Genomic DNA, 22822 nt, shown 5'->3' with positions numbered 1-22822 from the left:
GCCTCAAGCCGGCGCGTCCGGCGCACGCAGCGGCAGGTCGAGCACGAACAGCGTACCGGCGCCGGGCGTGCTCTCGACCCGGATCGTGCCGCCCAAGAGGCCCGTGACGATGTTGTAGACGATGTTCAGGCCCAGCCCGGTCCCGCCCTGCCCCATGCGGGTCGTGAAGAAAGGATCGAAGATGCGGCCGAGATGGGCCGGCTCGATGCCGCGGCCATCGTCGCGGAAGGTGATGGTCACCCGGCCGTCTTGGGGCACGGCGCCGATCGTCATGGCGCCGCCCGGGCCCTCGAAAGCGTGCAGCATGGCGTTGTTGACGAAATTGATCAGGACCTGGCCGAGCGGGCCCGGGAATCCATCCATCACGATCCCGGCCGGCACGTCGAGCAGCAGGCGGTGTTCGGCCAGGCGCACCGTGCTCATCAGGGTCGCGACGATCTCATGGCAGGCCTGGGCCAGGTCGAAGCGACGGCGCTGGTCGCTGGCCTGGTCCACCGAGACCTGGCGGAAGCTGCTCACCAGTTCGGCCGCATTGTGCAGGCTGCGCACGATCAGGGCCGACGCTTCGTGCGACGCCGCCATGTAGTCTTCGAGGTCGGAGCGCTTGAGCGTGGCGTGCGCGACGCGCGCCGCCACCGCGTGCGTGCGCTCCTGCAGGGTGCTGGCCATCAGCAGGCTGTTGCCGATCGGGGTGTTGAGCTCGTGCGCCACGCCCGCCACCAGCGAACCGAGGGAGGCCAGTTTCTCTTGCGCCGCCAGCTGGGCCTGGGTTTCCTTGAGGCGGTGGTAGGCTTCGGCATTGTCCATCGCCACGCCGACGTAGGCCGCCAGCGTCCCGAGCATGTCGAGGTGGACCTGGCTGTAGGCGTCTGGCTGGCGGCTCTGCACCGTTACCGCGCCCAGCACCCGCTCGCCCGCCGTCACCGGGACGCACAGCAGCGAGCACGGCGCATGAATGGCGTCATCCGACACCGCCACCGCATCGAGCGCATCGACCGCCTGCGGCAGGCACGCAGGCAATTCGGCCAGGACGTCGGCCAGCAGGAACTCGCGGCCTTCGGCCACGCAGCACGACAGCAGGTGGCGCGCCGGATCGAAGCGCAGCTCGCGCGGCGCCATGCGCCGTCCGACCACCACCGCATACGGCAGCTCGAGCGTCTCGCGCTCCGGGCGCCACAGCGCGACCGCGAAGACCGGCGCGTCCATCAGCTCCACCACGTGCCGGTAGAGCGTGCTCATGATGGTTTCGATGTCCAGGTTCGCGGTCAAGGCCCGGCCCATGTCGGACAGCAGCGCGATATTGCGGTGCGCGCGCTCGACTGATTCCTTCTGGCGTTCGACTTCGCGCTTGTCGCGCTCGGCCGCGTCCTTCTGCAGCAGCAGTTCGGCCGTCCGGGCATGGACTTCGCGCGCCAGCAGGCCTTTCTGCTCCACCAGCGCGCGCACCCGCAACCGGTAGGCCAGGTAGGACAGCGCCAGCACCGCGCTTGCCGCCAGCGCGCGGAACCACCAGGTCTTCCAGTACGGCGGCGTGATCGTGATCGCCAGCGTGGCGGCGTCCTGGCTCCACAGGCCGTCCTTGTTGCTGGCCCGGACCCGGAACACATAGCGTCCCGGATCGAGGTTGGTGTAGGTCGCGAAGCGCCGGCTGGCGCCGGTGTCGACCCAGCCCTGGTCGAAGCCTTCGAGCTGGTAGGCATAGCGGTTGGCGTGCGGGTCGGCGTAGTGCAAGGCCGCGAACTCGAGCGTGAACACGGTATCGTGGTGCGACAGCGTGATCTCGCGCCGCGTCGGCAGGTCGGGAAGCGCGCGCGAGCGGTTCAGCACCAGGAGATCGGTGATCGCCACCCTCGGCGCAAACGGGTTGTCGCGCACCTCGGCCGGAAAGAACGAGGTCATGCCGTTGATGCCGCCGAAATGCAGCTGGCCGTTGGCGCCGCGCCAGCCCGCGCCCACGAAGTAGGAGCCGTCGATCAGGCCGTTCCTGGCCGTGTAGCTCTTGGCCTGGCCACTCACCGGATCGACGCGCGTGATGCCGGCCGTGGTGCTGACCCACAGGTTGCCGTCGTCGTCCTCGAGGATGGCGCCGATCGACGGCCCCTCGCCCGCATCGGCGAAGGGATAGAAGCGGAACCAGGCGCGTTCGCCGTCGCGCATCATGCGGTGCAGCCCGCCGGCGGTGCCGATCCACAGGTCGCCCTTGGCCGATTCGTACAGGTAGTTGATCCGGCTGTGGCGCAGGCTGCCCGGATCGGCCGGATCGCTGCGAAAGCGGGTAAAGGTATCGGAGGCGCGGTCGAACCGTTCCAGGCCCGACTCGGTGCCGATCCACACCACGCGGTGCCGGTCTTCCAGCAGCGCGCGGCCGAAGTTGTCGCCCAGGCTGGTCGGGTCGAGCGGATCGTTGCGCCAGCTGCGCGCGGTTTCATGGCCGGGCGCCAGCGCCGACAGGCCGTCCCGCGTCGTGACCCACAAGGTGCCGTCACGGCCGACGCGGATCGCTTGCACGTGATTGGCGCCCGGGCCCGGTCCCAGCGCCACCCGCTTCATGCGCCCGTCCGGCGCGCGCCACAGCAGGCCGGTCGCGGTGCCGATCCAGAGCCGGCCATGGGCCGAGGCCAGCGCCGTAACCCGGTCGCCCAGCATGGCCGAGCGCAGGCGCGTGGCTTGCCGGGTGGCCGGATCGAGCAGCATCAGGCCGTCGCTGACGGTGCCGACCCACAGGCGGCCGTCGCCCGCGTCGGCGATGGCGCGCACCCGCGCGCGACCGATGCCCTCGGTATCGCCGTAGCGCGTAAAGCCGCCGCTGGCCAGGTCGGTGCGATTGATGCCGCCAAAATAAGTGCCGACCCACAGGGTGCCGGTGCGGTCGACCAGCACCGCGGGCACCTGGTTGTCGGACAGGCTGTGCGGGTCCTGGGGCGCATTGCGATAGCTGATGAACTTGCCGCTGGAAGGATCGCGCCATTTGAGGCCCTGCTTCTCGGTGCCGACCCAGAGCTGGGCGCCGCTGTCGTGGTACAGGGTCTTGACGTGCACGTCGCCCATGCCATCGGCCGCGGCCATGCGCTGGCGCCGCGGCGCCCCTTCGTCGAGGCGCCAGGCTTCGAGCCCGGACGCGGTGCCGACCCACAGCGTGTCGCGCGGCCCCATCGACAGCGCGAGCACGGTATTGCGCTTGGCGTCGGCCGGCGGGGCGAGCGCGAAGTGGGTGAAGCGGCCGCTGTCCGGCTCCATCCGGTCCAGCCCATCCGCCGTGCCCACCCACAGCGCGCCCGCATTGTCGAAGGCGAGCGCGTTGACCCGGTCGTCGCGCAGGCTGGCGCGGTCCTCGGGGTCGTGCACATAGCCGCGGTGCCGGCCGGTGGCCGGATCGAAGCGCACCACGCCGTCGCTGGTCGCCAGCCACAGCGCGCCATCCGGTCCCGGCACGATGGCCACCACCGAGCGCAGCACGCTGCGCCCTTCATCTGCCAGCGTGTGGCGCTGGAAGCGGCCGGTGGCCGGATCATGGCGCGCGAGGCCGCCCTTGGTGCCGAACCACAGATGGCCGTGCGGATCCTCGTACGAGGCCGATACGTGGTTGTCGGGGATGCTGCCCGGATCCTTGGTGTCGTTTCGGTACACGGTCATCCGGTAGCCGTCGAAACGGTGCAGCCCGGCCTGGGTGCCGAACCAGATGAAGCCCTGGCGGTCCTGCAAAATATTGATCACCGAATGCTGGGACAGGCCATGGTCGACCGACAGCCGTTCGAAGCGCAGGCTGCGCTGGGCGGCGCCCGCGTCCCCGGGCAGCGCGGCGAGCATGCCCAGAATGCTCAGCAACAGCAGGAAGATGCAGCGACACGAGGTGGCGCGGACAGTGGTGAAACCCGGCATGGCGATCCAGTTGATGATCCTGCCATCCAATCTACCAGAGGAGTTTGCTAAGGTGAAATATTTTGAGACTTCCAGAACCGGCGGCCCGCTGCTATAATGCATGCCTCGGGCGGCTGTAGCTCAGCTGGATAGAGTACTTGGCTACGAACCAAGGGGTCGTGGGTTCGATTCCTGCCAGCCGCACCAGAAAATACAGAGGGCCAGATCACACGATCTGGCCCTTTTTCTTTGCCTGCTGGATTGATCCAGGGCGGTTTTGTACCCCCTTTTTCTCCGCCCGTTACACGGTTCGGCACTGAACCTTTGCCAAGACGTCCACCTCCCGCTATAATGCCTGCATTGGGCGGCTGTAGCTCAGCTGGATAGAGTACTTGGCTACGAACCAAGGGGTCGTGGGTTCGATTCCTGCCAGCCGCACCAACCTTCTTCAGATAAGGGCACTTCGCAAGAAGTGCCCTTATTGCTTTTAGGCCAGCAATGTGCGGGCTTTCAATGCCCGGCTTTCAATGCGCACCCGTCACTTTCGCCCATGAACGACGCCGCCGCTTCTCAGCCTCACCATCAGCCTCACCATCAGCCACAGCATCACCCCCAACCCGATGAGCGCGGCGAACCCGTGCCGATCCGCTCGCCCTCGTTGCCGACCGCACTGGCGTCCTGGCTCGACCCGGCACGGATCGCGACCGTCGTACCGCTCGGCGCCCTGCCTCCGGTCCTGAACGGCGTACCGTTCGCGCCGTGGATCGACGCGCCCGCCACGAATGCGGGGTGGAACGACGTCGCGGGCCAGGCCGATATCGCCGAACCGGCCTTCGACCTGCCGCCGTCGCGCTCCCCGGCCGCCGGCGTCGTGATCGTGGAAGACGATGGCCGCGTGTGGGCGGTGGCGCCCTCGAACCGCTTCGGCGGCTACGACGCGACCTTTCCCAAGGGCCGGGTCGATCCCGGCGTCAACCTGCAAGCCACGGCGATCCGCGAAGCGTTCGAGGAATCCGGCCTGCGGGTCGAGATCCTGGCCCACCTGATCGACAGCGCACGCACCCAGACCCATACGCGCTACTACCTGGCGCGCCGGGTCGGCGGCAATCCGGCGCTGATGGGATGGGAAAGCCAGGCCGTGCACCTGGTCCCGCAAGCGGATTTGCCCGCATTGCTGTGCAATCCTCACGACCGGGCGGTGATCGATGCCCTGGCGCGGGCGCTGGCGCCGGCGACGATGGATAAAAACAAAGATTTTGTCGCCAATCCTTTGCCAAGATGAACAAGCATCGCTATAATGCGTGCCTCGGGCGGCTGTAGCTCAGCTGGATAGAGTACTTGGCTACGAACCAAGGGGTCGTGGGTTCGATTCCTGCCAGCCGCACCAACTGTTTCAAGAGAATGGCTCAGAAGATATTCTGGGCCATTTTTCTTTTCGGAGTTCTGTGTTGGCATCGCAGAATCCTTGCTTGGCGTTTCGTCTGAATGCCGTTATAATGCGTGCCTCGGGCGGCTGTAGCTCAGCTGGATAGAGTACTTGGCTACGAACCAAGGGGTCGTGGGTTCGATTCCTGCCAGCCGCACCAACTGTTTCAAGAGAATGGCTCAGAAGAAATTCTAAGCCATTTTTTCTTGGCTGCTCGCACCGCAGGCGCGCGGGCCCATGTCATCCGCACATCGGGCTCCATGAGCGACTGACGCTCGTCCCTTGCACCCATCCTGCGCCCGTACGCCGCCGATGACGTCCTCATCACTGCGGGAGAAGCAGCGCAAGCCGGCGCCCGCGACCGGTGGACCATCGCCAACGACGACCTCGCGGACTGCGACGATTACCTGCTGGTGAGGCGAACTGCTGTCCGCCGACGGCGCTGGCGCACGGGCCGGCTACCTTGGGCATGATGCCTGGCGGCCTGGGCGCGCCGGGTTTCCCGGCCCGGCGCCGGCGCCCGCAGCAGGGCCGACGCCCCACCCCGCCCCGCCTGCCTGTGGCACGAACGAACAATCGAACGAACGACCGGCAACGTCGCACGTGATTACGTTTTTACGTGCGCGCCTTCTTGACGACGCTGCGCGTGCCCAGGATCTCCTCGATCTGCTCGAAGCGCACCGGCTTGACCATATGGTGGTCGAAGCCGGCCTCGAAGGCCAGCTGGCGGTCTTTTTCCTGGCCCCAGCCGGTCACCGCGATCAACACCGTCAGCGCGCCGCTGGGCAGCTTGCGGATGCCGCGCGCCAGGTCGTAGCCCGACATGTGCGGCAAGCCGATGTCGAGGAAGGCGTAGTCCGGGCAGAAGCGCGCCGCCGCAGCCAGCGCATCCGGGCCGTTGTGGGTGATCACCACGCTATGGCCCATCGCGGTGAGCAAGGCGCCGATGCTGTTGACGAAGTCGACGTTGTCGTCGGCGAGCAAGATGCGATAACTCTCGGTGCTGATGAAGGCGGCCGGGGTCGGCTTGGTCGGCGGCTCCGGGGCGACCACGATCGGCAGGCGCACCAGGAAACGGCTGCCCAGGCCCATGCCTTCGCTATGGGCGGTGATGGTGCCGCCGTGCAGCTCGACCAGCTTGCGCGCCAGCGACAGGCCCACGCCCAGGCCGGCGTTGCTGCGCTCCAGGGTCGAGTCGACCTGGACGAACATCTCGAACACCGAATCGAGCATGTCCGGCGCCAGCCCGATGCCGGTGTCGGCCACTTCGAGCACCAGGGTCTTGTCCTCCACCGCCCCCTTGAGCATCACCTTGCCGCCGCGGTTGGTGTACTTGGCCGCGTTGTTGAGCAGGTTCGACAGGATCTGCGCCAGGCGCGTGGCGTCGCCATGCAGGAATACCGGACGGTCCGGCAGCTCCAGCACCAGCTCATGCCCGTGCAGCTCGATATAGGAGCGCACCACTTCCAGCGCGTCGTTGACGACGGCCTTCAGTTCCACGCGTCCCATCTTGATGGTGAACTTGCCGGTATTGATGCGCGAGACGTCCAGCAGGTCGTCCACCAAGCGCACCATCTGGCGCAGCTGGCGTTCCATGATGTCGGTGGCGCGCTGGGTGGCCTGGGCGTCGCCGCTGCGGATGCGCAGGATGTCGAGGCCGGTGCGGATCGGCGCCAGCGGGTTGCGCAGCTCGTGCGCCAGGGTGGCCAGGAATTCGTCCTTGCGCCGGTCGGCCACGATCAGGGCGCCTTCGGCGCGCTGGCGTACGTCCATCTCGTGTTCGAGCGTGCGGTTGGCCGCCTGCAGCGCGTCCGAGCGGCGCCCGATCTCGGCCAGCATGTCGTTGAAGGCGTCGACCAGCACGCCGATCTCGCCCTTTTCCTTGCCCGGCACGCGCAGCGAGAAGTCGCGGCGCAGCATCACCTGGCGTGCGACATCGGTGACCGCCTCCAGCGGACGCGTGATCGACGCCTGCAGGCGCGAAGCCACCAGGGCCGCGATCACCAGGGCGCCCAGCAGCACACCGCCCAGGATGGCGCCGTAGCTCAGGGCCCGGTCCAGCACGCCGTAGCGCGAACGCAGGTAGACCGTGCCGATCCGTTCGCCGTTCTCGACGATGTCGCGGTACAGCACGACTTCGCCGCGCTCGATGCGGTAGCCGGCCGGCTCGGGCCGCTCCGGCAACTGCGCGCGCACGTCGGGCCGCACATAGGTGGCGAAGCGGGCGCCGTTGGCGGTGTAGACCGCGGCCGCCACGATCTGCGGACGCACGCGCAGCAGGGTCAGGTTCTGGGTGACGTCGGTCGCATCGTTGAACGAGACCGCGGGCGCGGTCACGCTGGCGACGATGTCGGCCTGGGTGGTGAGATCGTCGATCCAGTAACGCTGGAAGGTGCGCAGGTCGAGCAGCAGCATCGCCACGCCCGCGGTGAGCAGGGCCACCACGGTGGTCGCCACCGCCATCAGGATCAGTTTGCTCCTGACGGAGCCGGTATCGTGCATTGGCATCAGGAGGCTCCTTTCTGCACGCGGTTCGCCACCGTCAGCAGGCGCGAACTGAGCTTCACATGCTTCTTTTCCGCCGCGTCGAGCGAGACGTCGAAACGTACGCGCTCATCGACGATCGTAAAATTGATCACGCTGCCGTGCTGCAGGCAGCCTTCGCATTCGGTCACGGTCAGAAAGGCCGGCGAGGAGCGCAGCAGGCGCGCCGTGCGCGCCTCGTCGCGGCCGGCCACGAACAGCACGTGCACCGGCTGGGCCAGCTCCTGCTCGCGCAGCGCGCGCACGGCGATCGTGCGCCCCGCCACCATGCGCCCGGTGGCGATCCGCGCCAGCTCGGCCGCCATATCCTCGGCGCCGACCACGCCCAGGGTGAGGGGCGTGGCGGCGTCGGCGAAGGCTTGCGGCGGGAATTCGGCGTAACCGAGGAATTTATACAGGAAAGCCGCCTTCACGCGCCGCTCGAGCGCCGGCGCCGCGGCCTGGGCGGCCAGCGGCAGCAGGGGCGCGCCGGCCAGCAGCAGGGGCAGCGCCAGGGCCCGGCATGCCCGGCGTCGCTGCGGGCGTTCAGGTTGATTGATTGTCATGGAATTCATTGGCCCATCAAAAACGCAGCGCCGCGCTGGCGAACACCGACCGCTCGATCAGCTGGCGGCTGCCGGCCGCGCCGTATTCGGCGTGGCGTCGGTGCAGCAGGTTACGCCCGACAAGGGCGATCTCGAGATCGGGGCGTAGCTGCCACGCCAACCGCGCGTCGAGCTCATGATAGCTTGGCAGGGCCGTCTGTGGCATGCGCGCGACGTAACGGAGCGCCAGATCGGCCCGCAGGCGCGCGCCCAGGTCGTGCGCGCTGCGCACGGTCCAGGTCACGCGTGGATCGTTGCCAGCAAGAAAACTCAGGCCCGTATCGTCGCGACTACCCGGCTCGCGCCCGATGTCCAGGTCTTGCAGCACCGCGCCCGCCTGCAGGCGCCAGCCACGCGCGGCCTGCCAGTTGGCCCACAGCTCGACGCCGCGCAGCGCGCCCTTGCCCAGGCTTTGCAGGACATAGGCCGCCGGCGGACCGGCGTGCGCCGGGGCCGGTTCCAGCGTGCGCAGGCGCTCGAAATCCGTATAGAAGACGGTTGCCGACCACGACAGCGAAGGCAGGGGCTGGGCGCGATAGCCCAGCTCGGCCACGCGCGCCGTCTCCGCCACCACGTCCGCTCCGCCCGCGATCAGGTAGGCGTTCGGATCGAGCGAGTCGACGGCGTAGAGATCGCGGTCGATGCGCGACGGCGCGCGCACCGTGCGCGACAATGCCGCCCACAGCATCGAGCGCGCATCGACGTCCCATGCCAGGCGCAGGCTGGGCAGCACCTCGCTGCCGGTGTACACATTGTGTTCGATGCGCACGCCGGCGCTCGCGCGCACGTCCTGCGCCACGCTGATGTCGTCCTGGACGAACAGGTGCGACCAGCGCAGGCTGCGGCGCGCCGGGGTAAAGCGCAGCACGGGGCCGTTGTCGATCCGGTCGCGGCTGTAGCGATAGCCGCCGCCCCAGGCCAGGCTGTGGCCATCCAGGCGCAGCAGGTGCTGGGCCTCGACGTCGACCGTGTCCAGGCGCTGGGCGCCGACGTCCTGCTGGTCGCGCCGCGAGTGGTCGAGCCACGCCTGCAGGCGCACGCTCTGGTTCTCGTCGAGCCGGTGCTCGACCCGCCCCAGCAGGTTGGCTCCCGCCATCTTGACGCGCGACTGGTCGCCCCCAGCGCGCAGGCGCCCATCGTAGATGTCGCCACTGATGCTGACGTCGTCGGCGCCGGCCTCCCAGTCCAGACGGAAACCCGCCTGCTGGCGCCGCATGCCGCCGGCATCCGGCCCGCCCGCGTCGCGGGCAAACCCCTCGACCTCCATGCCACGCGCATAGGCGCGCCAATGCGCGCCGCCGGCGAACTGTCCGCCATAGCGCACGCTCGCGCCTTGTTCGCCGCCGCCGGCATGCGCGGTCGCCAGGCCGCCATGGGTCTCGGCGGCGCTGCGGGTGATGACGTTGATGACGCCGTTCACGGCATTCGTGCCCCAGGCGGTGCCGCCGGCGCCGCTGATCACCTCGATGCGCTCCACGTCTTCCAGCGGCACGTCCTGCATTTCCCAGAACACGCCCGAGAACAGCGGCGAATACACGCTGCGGCCGTCGACCATCACCAGCAACTTGTTGGCCAGCGGCGAAACGAAGCCGCGCGTGCTGATCGCATACGATCCGGCGCCGATGCGCGCGACCACCAGGTTGGGCGCCAGGCGTAGCGCCTCGGGCAAGGTGGTGGCGCCGGAACGGGCGATCTCGGCGCCCTGGATCACGTACACCGAGGCCGACGCCCGCCCGAGCGGCTCGTTCTGGCGCGAGACCGAGATCACCACGATGTCGGAAAGCTGTTCGAGAGAATAGTCGGCGAGCGGCATGGCCGGGCCCGGTGGCGGGTCGATTGGCCGTGTCTGCGCCTGCGCAGCGCAGGCGCAAGCGCAGGACAGCAGCGCGATACCGGCGCGAACAAGCAACGAAGAAGATGACATAGTTGCCATCCTAGAACATTTTCACGCACGCACCAAGTGCGTGCACGCTACAGTGCGCACTTGACAATCTTCCTAGGATATTTATTAAGCCTATGACTGGTATTGGAAATATAAATTGGACTGATTTGACGCAATGCAGCATCATTCACCTGTCTCCTCTATTCTCCTCCTAGGAAATAGATTCAGCCCGCCTCTCAGGATGCGGGCTTTTTTTTTGCGCGTCCTCGTGTGTCCGCCGCCATGCATCCGTCAGCGGCGCCGGAGCGCGTGCCCGCCCTTCGTTACGACATGCCGGCGAGATTCGTTACATCCCAGCCACATCCCTGCCACATTCCTGCAACGTTTCCGCCATGACAGGTCGGAGGGGCGGCGCTTGCCCGAACGCGCTGTTGCCGGCATGACCCCGACGATCTGCAACACCATCGGTGCCGTGCATGCCGCAGGCCGCGACTGCGGCCTCAGCGTGTCGATGATGCTCGAACAGTTGGTTAGTTACAAAATCGCGGCTGCATGGCCGCGCACGGTTGGTAAAGCAGGTAACGGGCTTTTGGTGTAGGATGCCCGCCATATTTTCGTTTTTACAACAAGCTTGCCCATGCCCGACCTCGACACCTCCGCCCGGAGTACCGCATCCTACGACTGGTCGGCGACCGCGCTGGGCGATACCGCCCGCTGGCCCCTGCTGCTCCGCCTTTCCAGCGACCTGCTGCTGAACTCCCCGCTCCCCACCCTGCTGGTCTGGGGCGCCGAGACGATCACGGTGTTCAACGAGGCGTATGCCCTGCTGGCCGGCCCCGGCTACGGCCGGGTTCCCGGCGGTTCGGTGCCGCCGGTGCTGCCGCCGCCGCTGGCGGCAGCCGGCAAGGCGCTGGAGGCCGCCTGGCGCGGCGAGGCCGGCGTGGTGCAGGACGCGCCCCTCACCTTCCGCCGCCTCGACGGCAACCAGGAGTCGCGCTTCGACCTGCGCCTGACCCCGCTGCGCGACGAGGCCGGCGCGGTGCGCGGCGTGCAGGTGGCGCTGGCCCCGGCAACCGAGGCGCCGGCACAGGAAGACGCCGGCAGCGGCGCCATGCGCATCCTGGTGGTCGAGGACAATGTCGACTCCCAGTACCTGGTGTGCGAAATGCTCAAGGCCTTCGGCCACGAAGCCGACGGCGTGGCCCATCCCGACGACGCCCTGGCCCTGCTCGCGCGCCAGCGCTACGACGTGCTGTTCTCCGACGTCAGCCTGCCCGGCATGTCGGGTGTCGACCTGGCCACCCGGGCGATCGCGGACGACCCGTCGCTGCGCGTGATCTTCGCCTCGGGCTACGGCGACACCCTGCTGCGCCACCTGTCCTTCCCTTACCAGTCGCTGCAGAAGCCCTACGAGATCGACCAGTTGCAGGACGCCCTGTCGAAGGTCGCGCGCCAGCCGGGCAAATCCGGCTGAAGAAGCGCCGTGAAGCGCGCCTGAAACGCCCACCGGCGCCAGGCGCGCATCAAGCGTGTGCGTCAGACCGGCTTGTCTGGTCTACAATGAAACACATCCTGCCCGATCTCGGGCATTTTGCACACCCGGCATGAACACTCCCTCCGACCTTTCCAGCAGCAACCCGCGCCACGTGTCAGAACAAGACCTGGCAGCCACCCGGCAAGAGCTGCAGCGCGCCAACGAGCGCATGGAAAACATGCTCGAAAGCCTCACCGACGGCTTTTGCGCGGTCGACCGCGACTGGAACATCACCTATATCAACGGCCGCGCGCTGCAGATGGCGGCGCCGCTCAACAAGAGCCGCGACAGCCTGGTCGGCCGCCGGCTGTGGGATGAATTCGAAGACCTGCACGGCACCTCGGTCGCCGCCGACTGCCGGCGCGCGATGGAGCAGCGGATCACCGTCACCAAGGAGTTCTTCTACCGCCGCCTGCAATGCTGGCTCGACATGCGGGTGTACCCTTCGCCCGACGGCCTGACCCTGTACTTCCAGGACATCACGGCGCGCAAGCTCGACCAGCAAGCCCTGATCGACAACAACAACCGGCTGCAGCTCGCGATCGCCGCCGGCCGCCTGGGCGACTGGCGCTGGGACGCGGCGAGCGGCCGCGTCACCTTTGGCGCGCGCGCCGCCGAGATCCTCGGCCTGCCCGAAGGCGTGGCGCTCGCGTGGCCGCTGCTGCGCGAGCGCCTGGTCCAGGACGACCGCTCGCGGGTGCGGCGCGCGGTGCTCGCGGCTTTTTCGCAGGGCAAGGACCTCGACCTCGAATGCCGCCTGCTGCCGCTCGACGGCCACGCCGGCGGCGCCCCGTGCGGCCAGTCGGCCGCGCGCTGCGTGGCCCTGGTCGGCCGCCCCGATCATGGCGGCCCGGCCCAGGGCGGCCGCGTGCTGGGCATGACCGGCATGGCCCAGGACATCAGCGCCCGGCGCGAGGCCGACGACCACCTGCGCCAGAGCGAGGAAGAATTGCGCGCGCTGGCCAACACCATCCCGCAGCTGGCCTGGATGGCCGACCCCAGCGGCGCCATCGTCTGGTTCAACCAGCGCTGGTACGAATACACCGGCATCACCCCGAGCGAATCCACCGGCTGGGGCTGGAAAGCGGTGTACGACCCGGAGGTGCTGCCGGCCGTGCTCGAGCACTGGGACGAATCGGTGCGCACCGGCTTGCCGTTCGAGATGGAATTCCCGATCCGCGGCGCCGACGGCAACTTCCGCTGGTTCCTCACCCGGGTCGAGGCGGTGCACGACCGCGATGGCCGCGTGGTGCGCTGGTTCGGCACCAATACCGACGTCGACCAGGTAAAACGCGCCGAGCAGGCGCTGCGCGAAGAATCGCACGTGCTCGAACTGCTCAACAGCACCGGCACGATCCTGGCGTCGACCCGCGACCTGCGCTCGCTGATGCAGGCCGCCACCGACGCCGCCGCCGGCGTCTGCGGGGCCCGTTTCGGCGCCTTTTTCCACTATGGCGAACAAGGCGCGGGCACGCTGTTTTCGCTGTACACGCTGTCCGGCGCCACCTCGGCCGAGTTCCAGGACGTCGCCGCACCCGGCGCCAGGGCACTGTTCGGCCCGGGCCTGCGGGCCGATGCCCTGGTGCGCATTGGCGACCTTGGCCACGACCCGCTGCATGCGGACAAGGCGCCGCGATTCGGCCTGCCCGCTGGCCATCCGCCGGTGCGCAGCTACCTGTCGGTGCCGGTCACGGCGCGCTCGGGCGAGTTGCTGGGCACGATGTTCTTCGGCCACCCCGAGCCCGGCGTGTTCACCGAGCGCAGCGAGCGCATCGTCAGCGGCATCGCGGCCCAGGCCGCGATCGCGGTCGACAATATCCGCCTGGTGGAAGCCGCCAGCCGCGCGGCCGAGGAGCGCAAGGTGCTGCTCGAGAACGAGCGCGAGGCGCGCGCCGAGGCCGAGCGCACCAGCCAGATGAAGGACGAGTTCCTGGCCACCCTGTCGCACGAGCTGAGGACGCCCTTGTCGGCGATCCTGGGCTGGTCGCAGGTGCTGCGCCGCGGCAGCCGCGACGGCGCCGACCTGCAGCGCGGCCTGTCGACCATCGAACGCAATGCGCGCGCCCAGGCCCAGCTGATCGAAGACCTGCTCGACATGAGTCGCATCACCTCGGGCAAGGTACTGCTCGACATGCAGACCGTGGCCCCGGCCGGCTTCATCGACGCCGCCATCGAAACCGTGCGCCCGGCGGCCGACGCCAAGGGCATCCGCATCGAGCGCCGCTACGAGGGCGAGACGCCGGCGGTGGCGGGCGACCCGGGCCGGCTGCAGCAGGTGATCTGGAACCTGCTGTCGAACGCGATCAAGTTCACCCCGCGCGACGGCCTGGTCACGATCGAGGTCGGCAAGCGCGAAGAACAGGTGGCGATCACGATCCGCGACAACGGCGCCGGCATCGGACCCGAATTCATCACCCACGTGTTCGAACGCTTCCGCCAGGCCGACGCCTCGATGACGCGCAGCCACGGCGGCCTGGGACTGGGCCTGTCGATCGTCAAGCACCTGGTCGAGCAGCACGGCGGCACGGTGCGCGCCGAGAGCGCAGGGGTCGGCCAGGGGGCCAGCTTCACCATCGAGCTGCCGGTGGCCAAGACGGCCGCCGCCGCCGATTCTGCTCGCGCCTCCCGGCGCCAGCCGGCGCCGCCGGCCCCGGCTGGCGCCGAGGGCGGCGCCCAGGCGGGCGAGGTCGCCGTACGCGACCTGCGCGGCACCTCGGTGCTGGTGGTCGACGACGACCGCGATGCGCGCGAGCTGATCGCCCGCATCCTGGCCGATTGCCAGGCCAGCGTGCGCCTGGCCGCCAGCGCGCGCGAAGCCTTCGAGCTGCTGCGCGCCGCCCCGCCCGACCTCCTGATCAGCGACCTCGGCATGCCCGAGGTCGACGGCCTGGAATTCCTGTCCTGGGTGCGCGCGCTCCCGCGCGACGCGGGTGGGCTGGTGCCGGCCATCGCGCTGACCGCCTTCGCCCGTTCCGAAGATCGCCTCAAGGCGCTGGAAGCGGGTTTTTCGGCCCATGTATCGAAGCCGGTCGAGCAGACCGAGCTGATGACCGCGATCGGCATGGTGACCGCGCCGCCCACGGCGCCGCTGGTCAGCGGAGGAAGGCGCATGGTCAACCGTTGAATGATGGGCGATAATGGGCGGCTCATCGAGGGGGCCAATCAAGGGCCGATTAAGGGGGATCAAATGAAACACAGCCATTGTTGGCCGGTCGTTTATGTTCCTACCCCCGCACGCGGCGCTGTCCTACAAGAAATTTTGGTCTGTTTGCTAGACTAATTAGTGATGGGTTCAAGCCCGATTCCACCCAGAAGGGAATCCGCTCCATACGAGAGAAGAGAAAAGCATGCCGAGCAGACAAGACATTTTGAACGCGAAAATCCTGGTAGTGGACGATTCGCCCGACAATATCGAACTGATGGAAGAGATATTGCGCGAAGAAGGCTATTCCTGCGTCAGCTCGACCATGCTGCCGGAACAGGTCTGCCCGCTCCACCGCGAGCACAACTACGACCTGATCCTGCTGGACCTGCAGATGCCGGGCCTGAACGGCTTCCAGGTCATGAAAGGCCTGAAGGAGATCGAGCAGGGCGGCTACCTGCCGGTGCTGGCCCTGACCGCGCAACCGAGCTTCAAGATCGCCGCGCTCGAAGCGGGCGCCCGCGACTTCATCAGCAAGCCCTTCGATTTGCTCGAAGTGCACAAGCGCATCCATAACATGCTCGAGGTGCGGCTGCTGTACAAGGAACTGGCCCAGTATTCCAAGGCGCAACAGGAGCTGGCCCTGCACGACGCCCTCACCGGCCTGCCTAACCGGCGCCTGCTGGAGGACCGCATCGAAACGGCCCTGCAGCACGCCAACCGCAGCCATGCCAAGGCCGCCGTCATGTACCTCGACCTGGATGGCTTCAAGGCGATCAACGACACCTACGGCCATGCCTACGGCGACGAGATCCTCAAGATGGTGTCCCAGCGCCTGCTGTCGAGCTCGCGCAAGGAAGACACCGTCGCGCGTCTCGGTGGCGACGAATTCATGGTGGTGCTGGGCGACGTCCACAGCCTGGCCGACGCGCAGGGACCGGCGTCGAAGCTGGTCGAGGCCCTGTCCGAGCCCTTCTTCATCAACGATCTCACCTTGCGGCTGTCGACGTCGATCGGCATCAGCATCTATCCGGACGACGCCGAATCGGTCGACGCGCTGATCAATATCGCCGACTACGCGCTGTACGAAGCCAAGCGCGCCGGCAAGAACCGCTTCTGCTCGCCGGCGGCGAATCGCCAGGCGGCGGCCAAGACTTCGGCCGCACCGAGTCAGGCGACTTCGCCAAACCCACCGGTCGAACTGGCGGCGCAGCACCGCTGAGCGGCGCCGACGCGGTCGTCACCGCGCATGTCAACGAAGTTTCCCGCCAGCGCGGGAACGACATGCGCGGGCATGTCGCTGTTACCGTCTTCGGCGTCGCCACGCTGCAGCATGCGAGACCGCGATCGACGTCGCTGCCTTCTTAAAAAACCGACTCCCAACCGGCGCAAACGCCAGTGCCCTCACCGCATCCCATGCCCCACCCTTCTTCCCACAGCGCCCGCACAAACAAACAGGCCACGCAACTTACGCCGCGTGGCCTGTCCGCCAATGCCTCGATTCCTGATGCAAGCTTAGCGCTGGTCGGTCGGGCAATCGCGAATCTTGCTCTTTTCTTCGATCGACTGCGCGTGCTGGTGGTCGTGGCCAGGGTCGACCATGTCGGGCGCGACTTCGATGCGGGTAATGCCGGCGTCGACCGAAATCGGGTCGCTGGCCGGGAACGTCATCTCGACCGCGTCGTCGAGCAGCGTTTCCTCGGCCCTTTCCTTGTTGGACACGCCTTCGCAGCCGGACAGCGCATTGATGGCGATGGCGTACCGGACGGCCTCCAGGTTGGCCAGGTCGCCGATCGTCTTCACGCCCAGCGTGTCGGCCAGCGCGGCGGCCTGCTGCTCGCCGATACCGCGCAGCGCCGACAGCGGCGCGTCGGCCAGCTCGCGGAACGTTTTTCCGTGAAATTGTTCATTTACAATGGTGTCGATATTCATAGTATGTCCTCTCTTGTAGGCCAGCGAAACGGTTCGATTCCACTATGGCATAGCCCGGTGCCGACGTATGTGCGGCAGCGAACACCCTCACGGGCCGCACGATTGATTTATTTGCCTAATAGCACTTATGTCGCATGATATGATGGCTTGTTTTACAAGGTATTTACTCTGGCGTAATACAAGACTACACTCCATCTGGTCGAGCAAGCACGGCAATGTTGACGGAATCCATCGTGGCGACAAGCGATAAACCCAAGATCCTGGTGGTCAACGACGACCCCGCCAGCCTGCTGGCACTCACCAGCCTGCTCGACGGGCGCGCCGAAGAAGGAAACTACGCCGTGCTGTCGGCCCGCTCCGGCCAGGAAGCGCTGCGCCAGGTGCTGCTGCACGATTTTGCCGTGATCCTGCTCGACGTGAACATGCCCGGCATGGACGGCTTCGAGACCGCCGAGGCGATCCACCAGCGCCCGCGCTCGGCCGACATCCCGATCATTTTCGTCACCGCCTTCCTGGCCGACGAGCTCGATCGTCTCAAGGCTTACCAGCGCGGCGCCGCCGATTTCCTGTTCACCCCGGTCATTCCGCAGATCCTGCACGCCAAGGTGTCGGTATTCGTCACCCTGGCCATGAAGAACGAGGAACTCAAGCGCCAGGCCGAAAAACTCTCGCAGCATGCGCTCGAGCTGACCGCCACCAACCAGCGCCTGGTGAGCGAGATGGAAGAGCGGCGTGCGGCCGAGAGGAAAAGCCATGCCAAGGACGAGTTCCTCGCCATGCTGGGCCACGAACTGCGCAATCCGCTGTCGGCGATCACCAGCGCTTCCAGCCTGATCGGCCTGCCCGGCGCCGCGCCCGACACGGTGGCGCGCGCCCGCGCCATCATCCAGCGCCAGAGCCAGCACCTGTCGCGCATCGTCGACGACCTGCTCGACCTGTCGCGTGCGATGTCGGGCAAGATTCTGCTGGCGCGCCAGGCCACCGACCTGTCCAGGCTGGTCGCCAGCTGCCTGGAAACCTTCCGCGCCACCGGCCGCATGGCAGGCTACCGCATCGCGGCCGACCTGGCGCCCAGTTGGGTCGACGGCGACCCGACCCGCCTCGAACAGATCGTCTCGAACCTGCTGGACAATGCACTGAAATACACGCCCAACGGCGGCGCCATCGACATCGCCCTGGCGCGCGCCGGCGACGACGTCGTGCTCAGCGTGCGCGACTCGGGCGTCGGCATCCCGCCCGAGCTGCTGCCGCAGGTGTTCGACGTGTTCGTGCAGGGCGCGATCTCGATCGACCGCTCGCAGGGCGGCCTGGGGATCGGCTTGTCGCTGGTGCGGCGCCTGGTCGAGCTGCACGGCGGCAGCGTAGCCGCCGACAGCCCCGGCGCCGGACTCGGCTCCTGCTTCACCATCCGTCTTCCGTGCCCCTGCCAGGCGGAGTCGAGCGGCGCGGCCGAACCATGCGCGCCGGCGCTGGCGCCGCTTGGCGATGCCGGCAAACCATCGATACTGCTGATCGAAGATAATGAAGACGGGCGCGAAATGATGGCGACCATGCTGGCCGCCCATGGCTACCCGGTGTACCAGGCCGGCGACGGCGTACAGGGCGTGAACCAGGCGCATGCCTGCCAACCGCACGCCGCGCTGGTCGACATCGGCCTGCCGGGCATCGACGGCTACGAGGTGGCGCGGCGCCTGCGCGCCGATCCGGCCACGTGCGCGATCCGCCTGATCGCCGTGACCGGCTATGGCCTTCCGGACGACCAGCGGCGCGTGATGGAAGCCGGCTTCGACCAGCACCTGGTCAAGCCGGTGCAGATCGATCGCCTGCTGGAAGCGCTGGCGCCGGCCCCGGCCGGCACCGCCGCCTGAAGCCGCGGCAGTGACAGCGGCGGCGGCACGAGATCAGGCCGTGGCGAGCAGCTCGTCGCGGCGCGCCGCCATCTCTGCGCCCAGGGCGTCCAGGTCGAGCTCGAGCTTGCGCACTTTCGGGAACATGTCCTCTTCTTCCTCGTCGACGTGGTGCTCGATGTACTCGCCCAGCACCGTGACCTTGGCGTCGTACAGGTCGTCGCCCGGCGCCATTTCCTGGATCTGCGAGATCAGGTCCTTGGCCGACGCATGTTCGACCACGGCTTCGTCCAGCATGTCTTCCATTTCCTTCGACACCGCGCGCAGCGCCGGATAGAAGATTTCTTCTTCGATCTGCGTGTGCATGATCAGCTGCTCGCAGATCTCGTCGGCCAGCTTCTTCTTGCTGGTGGTGGCGCGCTCGCCCAGTTCGTCGAATTGCTTGAACAGCGCCTTGACCTCGTCGTGCTGGCTGATCAGTAGTTCGATGGCGTCCTGCTGCTTGGCGTTCTTGGTCATGGTGATACCCCCGTATTCTGTATGGTGTGAGTGGCTCCTGGGCCACGAAGCGAGCATGCGCTGTTGCTGCCGTGCTGACTGTACGGGAGCGCACGCTGTGTGGGAACAACGCCGGGATGCCGCGCAATGCCGGGCGCGCGCCGCCGAATTGCCAACTGTTGTATGATTTGGGAAACATATAACAGAGCCTACGATGACCGAACCGGCACCATCGCCCCCCGACCCGGAACTCGAGCGCCAGGTCGCGGCGCGCACCGCTGAACTCACCGAGATGCTGGCCTGGCTGGCGAACTGCTGGGACCAGGAACGCCGCCAGTTGGCGCGTCAGCTGCACGACAGCCTGGGTTCGTCGATGACGGCCCTGACCATGCACCTGGCCCTGCTGAGCCAAAACCTGCCGGCCGACAGCAAGGCGCACGAACGCGCCGGCCAGATGAAGGCACTGCTGGCCGGCATTATCGAAACCAACCGCAAGATGCAGCTCGAGCTGTGGAACGACAAGCTCGAGTTCCTCGGGCTGCGCGCCGCGCTGGCCGAGCTGGTGCCCGCCTTCGGCGCCGAACGCGGCCTGAAGGCCCGCGCCAGCCTGCCCGACGACGACGGCGCCTGGTCGCGCGAGCACGGCGTGCTGCTGCTGCGCTGCGCCGAGGAAGGCTTGCGCAACGCCGCCGCCCATGCGCAGGCGACCCGCGTGGACGTGATCCTGGACGACGACGGCGAGATGGCCATGCTCACCGTGCGCGACGACGGCGTGGGCCCCTGCGAGAATGCGCTCGAAACATCGTCGAGCGGCTGCCACGGCCTGCGCCTGCTGCGCGAACGCGCGCGCTACCTGGGCGGCAACCTCACTTTGGCGCGTGGCGAGAACGGCGGCGCCGTGCTGCAGATGACCTTGCCGCGCGAGCTGGCGGCCTGAGATGCCATCGGATTGCCGGCGCGACCGAGGTCGCTTCGGCGGCGCGGCAGCCAACCCGACGAACCAGGCAGCCAACCCCACGAACAAGGCAGCCAACCCGACGACCCAATGACAACGGCGGCCACTGGCCGCCGTTGTCATTGGGTCGCACCGACTGCGCTCAGTGCAGCTTGACCAGCGGCGTGCTGCGCCGGATCAGGAAGCGCGCCACCGCCAGCAGCGCAGTGCGGGTGATGCCCATCACCGCCCGGTGGTGCATCAGGTGCAGGCTGGCGTACATCAAGCGCGCCAGCGCGCCCTGCACGAACCAGCTGGCTCCGCGCAGCGACCCCATCAGGCTGCCGACGCTGGTGCTCTGCCCGACCGAGACCAGCGAACCATAGTCGCGGTACGCATAGGGCGAGGCCGAGGGCGCCTGGCCCTTGTCGATGCGCAGGAAGGCCGCCACCAGGTAATCGGCCTGCTGGTGCGCGGCCTGGGCGCGCGGCGGGACCGGCACGCCGTTGCCGTCGATGCAGACGGCGCAGTCGCCCAGCGCCCAGATGTTCGGCACGCCCTTCACCCGCAGCTGGGCGTCGACGTCGAGCCCGCCGCCGCGCGCGGTCGGCAGGCCCAGCTTGGCCAGCAGTTCGGGCGCGCGGATACCGGCGGCCCAGACGCACAGGTCGGCCGGGTAGACGTTGCCGTTGCCGTCGATGACCTTGTCGGCCTCGATCGCGGTGACGCGGCAGTCGGCGACCACCTTGATGCCGCGCTTGGCGAGCAGGTCGTGCGCCGCATTCGAGACCCGTTCGGGCAGCGGCGCCAGGATGCGCGACGCGCCTTCGAGAATGGTGATGCGCACGTCGCGCTTGACGTCCATGCGCGCGAAGCCATAGCGCGCATAGGCCCCCGAGGCTTCGCGCAGCTCGGCGGCCAGTTCGACGCCGGTGGCGCCGCCGCCAATGATGACCACGTCCAGGCCGGACTCCTTGCCTTCTTCGCGCTGCTGCTCGACCGCCAGCATCAGGCGCAGCATGCGCAGGCGGAAGCGCTCGGCGTCCTCGGTCGCGTTCAGCGAAATCGAATGCTCTTCGGCGCCCGGCACGCCGAAATAATTCGAGGTGCTGCCGATCGCGATCACCAGCGCGCCATAGCCCAGCCGGCGCAGCGGCAGCACTTCTTCATTGTCGCTGGCGGCGCGCACCGCGCCGATCTCGATCGCCTGCCCGGCGGCGTCGAGCCCCGTCATTGGACCCAACACGAAATTGAATCCATTGTCGTGGGCCAGCATGGCGTACGACAGACCTTCCTGGTGGATGTCCAGGGTGCCGGCCGCGACTTCGTGCAGCGACGGCTTCCAGATATGATAAAGGCGGCTGTCGACCAGCGTCACCTTGGATGGGCCCAGCTTGCGGCCCAGTTTGCAGGCCAGCTCGAGTCCGCCGGCGCCGCCACCCACGATCACGAAATCGCTACGCAAGTTGCCTCCTTTGCAATGTCCTGCCCGGCAACGACGCCGGGCCCTTCGGACAATGTCGATTTTACTATGCCGGCGTGAATAACGTTGCTATTGTCAATATTCTTGGCGCTGTACTCACTAGCTGTGGATGAGCACTGAACTGCTGAGCTGACCCGCGGTCCAATCCCGGTCGTCATCGATCGGGAGCGTACGATGAAAGCGCCGCAGTTTGCGCAGCTGTTCGCCCAGCTGCCAAAGCTGAACCAGCCGCAGCGTCAGAAGGTGCTCGCGGCCCTGCATCCGGCAGCCGGGCTGGACCGGGTGATCTCCCTCATTGGCGACATCCGATCAACCGGGCGGCGCTGCCCGGATTGCACCTGCGACCGTTGCCACCGGCACGGTCAGGCCAACGACCTGCAACGCTATCGCTGCTGCGCGTGCGGCCGCACCTTCAACGACCTGACCGGCACGCCGCTGGCGCGGCTCAGGCTCAAGGGCAAGTGGCTCGCCTATCTGGAAGCGGTGCTCGATTCCCGCTCGGTCCGCTCTGCGGCCAAGCGTGTCGGCGTGCACCGCAATACGGCCTTTCGCTGGCGTCATCGCTTTCTCGATCGGGTCAAGGACGATCGCCCGGCACGGCTCGGCGGCATTGTCGAGGCCGACGAAATGTTCCTGCTCGAATCGCAAAAGGGTTCACGCAAGCTCGATCGCCAGCCGCGCAAGCGCGGCGGCAGGGCCGCCCTGCGCGGAATCTCGCACCACCTCGACTGCATCCTGGTGGCGCGCGACCGCGGCGGCCAGACCGTCGACGCCGTGACCGGACGCGGCGCCCTGAAAGCGGCGCAGCTGGTCAGGCACCTGCGGCCGAAACTCGACCCGCAGGCGCTGCTGGTGACGGACGCCAACGCCGCCCATGCCGCCTTCGCCCGTGCCCACGGCATCGCGCATCAAGCCGTCAATCTCAGCGCCGGCGAACGGGTCCGCACGGGCGTCGAGGGCGCCATCCATGTGCAGAATGTCAACGCCTACCACCGGCGCTTCAAGGAATGGCTGGCGCGCTTCCATGGCGTGGCGTCGCGCCGGCTATCCAACTACCTGGGCTGGCACTGGGCGCTCGATGGCGGGCGGGTACCATCTGTCGAACAATTGCTGCGCATCGCATGCGGGGTCATCAACACCTAATGGGTACAGCGCCAT

At 67.6% G+C, this 22822-nt stretch carries 15 protein-coding genes and 4 tRNA genes; 12 read left to right on the top strand and 7 right to left on the bottom strand.

Annotation, left to right across the window (positions count from 1 at the left end; translation table 11 throughout):
- Positions 1-3: 3 nt before the first annotated feature.
- The gene (locus ACZ9AQ_RS20065; protein WP_429204942.1) at positions 4-3879 is read right to left on the bottom strand and encodes a two-component regulator propeller domain-containing protein; all 3876 of its coding nucleotides are present in this window, start codon (positions 3877-3879) and stop codon (positions 4-6) included.
- Between the two features lie 109 nt (positions 3880-3988).
- Between ACZ9AQ_RS20065 and ACZ9AQ_RS20060 the strand changes: the two genes are divergently transcribed.
- The 5 genes from ACZ9AQ_RS20060 to ACZ9AQ_RS20040 all read left to right on the top strand — a co-directional run bounded on the left by ACZ9AQ_RS20060 (position 3989) and on the right by ACZ9AQ_RS20040 (position 5444).
- Positions 3989-4065, top strand: a tRNA-Arg gene (locus tag ACZ9AQ_RS20060).
- A 157-nt stretch (positions 4066-4222) separates the two neighbouring features.
- A tRNA-Arg gene (locus ACZ9AQ_RS20055) sits at positions 4223-4299 on the top strand.
- Between the two features lie 196 nt (positions 4300-4495).
- Positions 4496-5140 (top strand): NUDIX hydrolase, encoded by a 645-nt coding sequence (locus ACZ9AQ_RS20050; protein ID WP_429204944.1) that lies wholly within the window; start codon positions 4496-4498, stop codon positions 5138-5140.
- Positions 5141-5168: 28 nt separating this feature from the next.
- Positions 5169-5245: transfer RNA gene (locus ACZ9AQ_RS20045), tRNA-Arg, on the top strand.
- Positions 5246-5367: 122 nt separating this feature from the next.
- Positions 5368-5444: transfer RNA gene (locus ACZ9AQ_RS20040), tRNA-Arg, on the top strand.
- Positions 5445-5899: 455 nt separating this feature from the next.
- Here the strand turns inward: ACZ9AQ_RS20040 and ACZ9AQ_RS20035 are convergent.
- The 3 genes from ACZ9AQ_RS20035 to ACZ9AQ_RS20025 are packed head-to-tail and all read right to left on the bottom strand — an operon-like array spanning position 5900 to position 10225.
- Positions 5900-7792 (bottom strand): sensor histidine kinase, YfiR-like protein-associated, encoded by a 1893-nt coding sequence (locus ACZ9AQ_RS20035; RefSeq protein ID WP_429204945.1) that lies wholly within the window; start codon positions 7790-7792, stop codon positions 5900-5902.
- A complete protein-coding gene (locus ACZ9AQ_RS20030; RefSeq protein ID WP_429204947.1) occupies positions 7792-8373 on the bottom strand; it encodes a TOL_0243 family YfiR-like periplasmic protein in 582 nt (193 codons plus the stop codon). Before ACZ9AQ_RS20030 ends, ACZ9AQ_RS20035 begins: the two co-directional genes overlap by 1 nt.
- A 16-nt stretch (positions 8374-8389) precedes the next feature.
- Positions 8390-10225 carry a TOL_0244 family TonB-dependent receptor gene (locus tag ACZ9AQ_RS20025; RefSeq protein ID WP_429204949.1) on the bottom strand — a complete coding sequence of 612 codons (1836 nt, stop codon included), beginning with the start codon at positions 10223-10225 and terminating at the stop codon, positions 8390-8392.
- Positions 10226-10733: 508 nt separating this feature from the next.
- On the opposite strand from ACZ9AQ_RS20025, the gene ACZ9AQ_RS20020 reads away from it, so the two are divergent.
- From ACZ9AQ_RS20020 to ACZ9AQ_RS20005, 4 genes are all read left to right on the top strand, one after another.
- A complete protein-coding gene (locus ACZ9AQ_RS20020; protein ID WP_429204951.1) occupies positions 10734-10892 on the top strand; it encodes a hypothetical protein in 159 nt (52 codons plus the stop codon).
- Positions 10893-10931: 39 nt separating this feature from the next.
- Positions 10932-11768 carry a response regulator gene (locus ACZ9AQ_RS20015; RefSeq protein ID WP_429204953.1) on the top strand — a complete coding sequence of 279 codons (837 nt, stop codon included), beginning with the start codon at positions 10932-10934 and terminating at the stop codon, positions 11766-11768.
- 130 nt (positions 11769-11898) lie between these two features.
- A complete protein-coding gene (locus ACZ9AQ_RS20010; RefSeq protein WP_429204955.1) occupies positions 11899-14952 on the top strand; it encodes an ATP-binding protein in 3054 nt (1017 codons plus the stop codon).
- A gap of 223 nt (positions 14953-15175) precedes the next feature.
- The gene (locus tag ACZ9AQ_RS20005; RefSeq protein WP_429204956.1) at positions 15176-16192 is read left to right on the top strand and encodes a response regulator; all 1017 of its coding nucleotides are present in this window, start codon (positions 15176-15178) and stop codon (positions 16190-16192) included.
- 293 nt (positions 16193-16485) lie between these two features.
- On the opposite strand, the gene ACZ9AQ_RS20000 is transcribed toward ACZ9AQ_RS20005, so the two are convergent.
- On the bottom strand, positions 16486-16902 hold the full coding sequence (locus ACZ9AQ_RS20000) for a hypothetical protein (protein WP_429204958.1): 417 nt from the start codon (positions 16900-16902) through the stop codon (positions 16486-16488).
- Between the two features lie 215 nt (positions 16903-17117).
- Here ACZ9AQ_RS20000 and ACZ9AQ_RS19995 point away from each other — a divergent pair, with 215 nt between their 5' ends.
- The gene (locus ACZ9AQ_RS19995) at positions 17118-18770 is read left to right on the top strand and encodes an ATP-binding response regulator (RefSeq protein ID WP_429204959.1); all 1653 of its coding nucleotides are present in this window, start codon (positions 17118-17120) and stop codon (positions 18768-18770) included.
- A 33-nt stretch (positions 18771-18803) separates the two neighbouring features.
- On the opposite strand, the gene ACZ9AQ_RS19990 is transcribed toward ACZ9AQ_RS19995, so the two are convergent.
- Entirely contained in the window at positions 18804-19268 is a 465-nt protein-coding gene (locus tag ACZ9AQ_RS19990; protein WP_429204961.1) for a hemerythrin domain-containing protein, read from the bottom strand.
- 193 nt (positions 19269-19461) lie between these two features.
- Here ACZ9AQ_RS19990 and ACZ9AQ_RS19985 point away from each other — a divergent pair, with 193 nt between their 5' ends.
- The gene (locus tag ACZ9AQ_RS19985) at positions 19462-20184 is read left to right on the top strand and encodes a sensor histidine kinase (RefSeq protein WP_429204962.1); all 723 of its coding nucleotides are present in this window, start codon (positions 19462-19464) and stop codon (positions 20182-20184) included.
- A gap of 160 nt (positions 20185-20344) precedes the next feature.
- Here the strand turns inward: ACZ9AQ_RS19985 and ACZ9AQ_RS19980 are convergent, their stop codons facing one another.
- Positions 20345-21646, bottom strand: coding sequence for an NAD(P)/FAD-dependent oxidoreductase (locus ACZ9AQ_RS19980; RefSeq protein ID WP_429204964.1), 1302 nt, complete (start codon positions 21644-21646; stop codon positions 20345-20347).
- 192 nt (positions 21647-21838) lie between these two features.
- On the opposite strand from ACZ9AQ_RS19980, the gene ACZ9AQ_RS19975 reads away from it, so the two are divergent.
- Entirely contained in the window at positions 21839-22807 is a 969-nt protein-coding gene (locus ACZ9AQ_RS19975; protein ID WP_429204966.1) for an IS1595 family transposase, read from the top strand.
- Positions 22808-22822: the final 15 nt, after the last annotated feature.

Source organism: Massilia sp. UYP34 (genome assembly GCF_056279385.1).
Note: the sequence above shows the minus strand (reverse complement) of the source record. Positions and strands in the feature narration are given on the sequence as shown.

What these genes read in the sequence shown, in the direction of transcription:
- ACZ9AQ_RS19985 (WP_429204962.1), top strand. Translation starts at nt 19,462, where the DNA reads ATGACCGAACCGGCACCATCGCCCCCCGACCCGGAACTCGAGCGCCAG.
- ACZ9AQ_RS20065 (WP_429204942.1), bottom strand. Translation starts at nt 3,879, where the DNA reads ATGCCGGGTTTCACCACTGTCCGCGCCACCTCGTGTCGCTGCATCTTC.
- ACZ9AQ_RS20025 (WP_429204949.1), bottom strand. Translation starts at nt 10,225, where the DNA reads ATGCCGCTCGCCGACTATTCTCTCGAACAGCTTTCCGACATCGTGGTG.
- ACZ9AQ_RS19975 (WP_429204966.1), top strand. Translation starts at nt 21,839, where the DNA reads ATGAAAGCGCCGCAGTTTGCGCAGCTGTTCGCCCAGCTGCCAAAGCTG.
- ACZ9AQ_RS20005 (WP_429204956.1), top strand. Translation starts at nt 15,176, where the DNA reads ATGCCGAGCAGACAAGACATTTTGAACGCGAAAATCCTGGTAGTGGAC.
- ACZ9AQ_RS19990 (WP_429204961.1), bottom strand. Translation starts at nt 19,268, where the DNA reads ATGACCAAGAACGCCAAGCAGCAGGACGCCATCGAACTACTGATCAGC.
- ACZ9AQ_RS20015 (WP_429204953.1), top strand. Translation starts at nt 10,932, where the DNA reads ATGCCCGACCTCGACACCTCCGCCCGGAGTACCGCATCCTACGACTGG.
- ACZ9AQ_RS20035 (WP_429204945.1), bottom strand. Translation starts at nt 7,792, where the DNA reads ATGCCAATGCACGATACCGGCTCCGTCAGGAGCAAACTGATCCTGATG.
- ACZ9AQ_RS20020 (WP_429204951.1), top strand. Translation starts at nt 10,734, where the DNA reads ATGACCCCGACGATCTGCAACACCATCGGTGCCGTGCATGCCGCAGGC.
- ACZ9AQ_RS20030 (WP_429204947.1), bottom strand. Translation starts at nt 8,373, where the DNA reads ATGACAATCAATCAACCTGAACGCCCGCAGCGACGCCGGGCATGCCGG.
- ACZ9AQ_RS20000 (WP_429204958.1), bottom strand. Translation starts at nt 16,902, where the DNA reads ATGAATATCGACACCATTGTAAATGAACAATTTCACGGAAAAACGTTC.
- ACZ9AQ_RS20010 (WP_429204955.1), top strand. Translation starts at nt 11,899, where the DNA reads ATGAACACTCCCTCCGACCTTTCCAGCAGCAACCCGCGCCACGTGTCA.
- ACZ9AQ_RS19995 (WP_429204959.1), top strand. Translation starts at nt 17,118, where the DNA reads ATGTTGACGGAATCCATCGTGGCGACAAGCGATAAACCCAAGATCCTG.